Genomic DNA, 3,751 nt, shown 5'->3' with positions numbered 1-3,751 from the left:
CATCCTTATACAAAAGCACTTCTTTCTGCTGTGCCAGTACCAGATCCACAATTTCAAAGGGAGCAAATTATATTAGAGGGAGATATCCCAAGCCCTTCTAACCCGCCTACAGGTTGTACATTCTATACACGTTGTCCTTTTAAAATGGATGTATGTACAACCGTTAAACCGAAGCTTGAGGAAGTTAAGAACAGTCATTTTGTTGCCTGCCATCTATATAACGAGGCAGTACAGCATTGATAATATAAATTTGGAGGGGTCCATGTGAGAAAAAAGAAATTATTGTCATTTATGTTTTTAATGATACTTGCTGCATTTACAATCGTTGCTTGTTCAAGTGATGAATCTGATGGAGATAAAAAAGGAGAATCGTCATCATCAGAGAATAAAACATTAGTATTTGGTCGTGGAGGAGACTCCGTTTCTCTAGATCCAGCTACAGTTACAGATGGTGAATCTTTCAAGGTAACACAAAACTTGTTCGAGACACTATTAAACTTTGGCGAGGAAGATACTACAATTCAGCCAGGACTCGCTAAAGAGTGGGAACCGTCTGATGACGGATTAACGTATACATTTACTTTAGAAGAAGGAATTAAATTCCATGACGGAACAGACTTTAATGCTGAGGCAGTCGTGAAAAATTTTGAACGCTGGGCTAATGGTTCAGAGGAAAAATTCTATTACTACGGATCTATGTTCGGCGGTTATGCTGGTGACGAAGGCCACGTAATTGAATCTGTTACAGCTGACGGTGATTACAAAGTAGTGTTTAAGCTTAAGCGCCCTCAAGCACCTTTCTTAAAAAATATTGCTATGAGTCCATTTGGTATTGCAAGTCCAACTGCATTTGAAAAAGATGAAAAAGCATTTGGTGACAATCCAGTAGGAACTGGTCCATTCAAATTCGTAGAGTGGAAACGTAATGCAACTATTACAATCGAAAAATATGAAGATTATTGGGTTGATGGTATGCCTAAGCTTGATAAAGTCGTATTCAAAGCGATACCAGACAACGCAGGTCGCCTTAATGAACTATTATCAGGAACTATTGATTTAGCTGATGGTGTGAACCCGTCCGATCGTTCGACAGTAGAAGGTGAGGCTGCTCTTCAATTGTATGAGCGTCCTTCTATGAATGTTGGTTACTTAGGATTAACGACTACTAGACCACCGTTTGACAACGTAAAAGTACGTCAAGCAATGAACTATGCAATTGATAAGCAAGCTATTGTTGATGCTTTCTTTGAAGGCGGAGCAGAGGTAGCTAAAAACCCAATTCCGTCATCTATTAGTGGATTCAATGATGAGATTCCTGGATATGAATATGATCCAGAAAAAGCAAAAGAACTTTTAGCAGAAGCAGGATTTGCAGATGGTTTTGAAATGGAGCTATGGGCAATGCCAGTTCCAAGACCATATATGCCAGATGGAGCTAAAGTTGCAGAAGCAATTAAAAATAATTTAGAAAAAGTAGGCATCAATGCTAAAATCGTTTCTTATGAGTGGGCTACTTATTTAGAAAAAGCTCGTTTAGGAGAAGCAGACGCTTTCTTACTTGGATGGACTGGTGATAATGGAGATGCAGATAACTTCCTTTATGTTTTACTAGACCAAGATAATATCGGAAGCAATAACTATACGTACTATAGTAGCGACCCATTACATGACATTCTTATCCAAGCACAATCAGAAGTAGATGAAAACAAACGTATTGAATTATATAAACAAGCACAAGAAATAATATTTGAAGATGCACCATGGGTACCACTTGCTCACTCAACACCATTACTTGCTGGTAAAGCAGAATTGACTGGATTTACGCCACATCCAACAGGTTCAGACAAACTAGGAAACGTTGACTTTAAGTAAGGAATAGAGTGGAGGGGGTCTTATTGATTCCCTCCTCTTTTAAAAGGTGAGTTATTTCATATTTTAGAATAAAGAGGGTGAAGAAACATGCTTCACTATATTGGAAAGAGGCTGTTACAGCTTATACCGGTATTGCTTGGTATGACTTTTTTAGTTTTTATGATTATACGTGCAATTCCTGGTGATCCAGCACAGGTTATTTTAGGACAATTAGCTTCTAAGGAGGCAATTGAGTCACTAAGAGCAAGCCTAGGCTTAGATAATCCTTGGTACGTGCAATATTTTGATTACTTATTTGGATTACTTCAAGGAGATCTTGGGGAGTCGATGCGAACTGTTAAGCCAGTGGCGACCGAAATATGGCCATACCTTGCTGCTACATTTGAGCTAGCTTTCTTCGCAATCCTAATAGCTGTTGTAATAGGAGTGAATGCAGGAATTATATCTGCATGGTTTCAAAATTCATGGTTCGATTATTTAGCGATGGTAATAGCTTTGATAGGAGTGTCCATGCCAATCTTTTGGTTAGGACTGATGGAGCAATGGATTTTTTCTGTAGAATTACAGTGGCTTCCACCAGGTGGAAGAGATGATGCCAGAGATCCAGTTACAGCGGTTACAAATTTATATGTGATTGATACGATTATCAATGGTCGTTTTGATCAGCTTGGTGACGTGCTTAAACATTTAATATTACCTAGCATTGCTTTGGCGACAATTCCAATGGCGATTATTGCTCGTATGACAAGATCTAGTATGCTTGAAGTTATGAGAGCAGATTACGTGCGGACAGCAAGAGCTAAAGGACAAAAAATGTTTTGGGTAGTATATAAGCATTCATTGAAGAATGCTATCATTCCAGTTTTAACAGTAGTAGGGCTTCAAATGGGCTTACTTTTAGGAGGCGCTATTTTAACTGAAACTATCTTTGGGTGGCCAGGAATTGGTCGATACATTTATGATGCTATTCAGTATCGTGACTATCCAGTTATACAATCTGGAATATTAGTAGTTGCATTTATATTCGTTATGATTAATTTATTCGTTGATATTTTATACGGATTAATTGATCCACGCATCAAGTATGACTAAAAGGAGAGATGATGATGACCCAAATGGTTCCAAAAGCACCGGATAACTTATTGGCTACCGAAAAGGACATATCAGCTGGTCCTTGGAAAGAAGCGTGGAGAGGTTTCCGTAAAAATAAAGTGGCGCTTGTTGGCACTTTTATTGTATTTTTCTTTATATTAGTAGCGTTAATAGGACCTTATCTAGTCCCGCAGGGCATTGATGAACAATCTATTTCAGATAAGCGACTCTTACCCCCGTCTAGCCAATTTTGGTTTGGCACAGATGATTTTGGTAGAGATATTTTTTCACGAATCGTCCATGGGGCAAGAATTTCTTTATGGGTAGGCTTTTTTTCTGTAATTGGTTCTGTCATTATAGGGAGTGTATTGGGGATTGTAGCGGGCTATTATGGAAAATGGGTTGATATGATTATATCTCGCCTATTTGATATTCTTCTTGCTTTTCCAAGTATTCTATTAGCAATTGCAGTCGTGTCTGTGCTAGGACCATCTCTGCAAAATGCTTTAATTGCGATAGCAATTATTAACATCCCTAACTTCGGGCGATTGATAAGGTCGAAAGTGTTAAGTATAAAAGAAGAGGAATACATAACCTCCGCCAAGGCAATTGGTATGAAGGATGTTCGTATCCTTTTTTCGCACATCTTACCTAACTCTATGGCACCTGTAATCGTGGCGGGAACTCTGGCTATAGCTTCTGCAATTATAGAAGCAGCAGCACTAGGTTTTCTTGGCCTAGGGGCACAGGCTCCAACTCCAGAATGGGGTAAAATGCTGGCGGATGC

At 38.9% G+C, this 3,751-nt stretch carries 4 protein-coding genes; all 4 read left to right on the top strand.

Features of this window, described 5'->3' with window-relative positions:
- The coding region (locus AC06OU_RS13325) for an oligopeptide/dipeptide ABC transporter ATP-binding protein (RefSeq protein WP_475856380.1) at nt 1–240 on the top strand (240 nt) is incomplete at its 5' end.
- Between the two features lie 24 nt (nt 241–264).
- Nucleotides 265–1,872 (top strand): ABC transporter substrate-binding protein, encoded by a 1,608-nt coding sequence (locus AC06OU_RS13320; RefSeq protein ID WP_475856379.1) that lies wholly within the window; start codon nt 265–267, stop codon nt 1,870–1,872.
- An 87-nt stretch (nt 1,873–1,959) separates the two neighbouring features.
- Complete coding sequence (locus AC06OU_RS13315; protein WP_475856378.1) at nt 1,960–2,964, top strand: ABC transporter permease; 1,005 nt, start codon at nt 1,960–1,962, stop codon at nt 2,962–2,964.
- Nucleotides 2,965–2,987: 23 nt separating this feature from the next.
- Nucleotides 2,988–3,751, top strand: a 764-nt coding sequence (locus tag AC06OU_RS13310) for an ABC transporter permease (protein WP_475856383.1), incomplete at its 3' end; no start/stop codon positions are given.

The organism is Psychrobacillus sp. (assembly GCF_056205495.1).
Note: the sequence above shows the minus strand (reverse complement) of the source record. Positions and strands in the feature narration are given on the sequence as shown.

What these genes read in the sequence shown, in the direction of transcription:
- AC06OU_RS13315 (WP_475856378.1), top strand. Translation starts at nt 1,960, where the DNA reads ATGCTTCACTATATTGGAAAGAGGCTGTTACAGCTTATACCGGTATTG.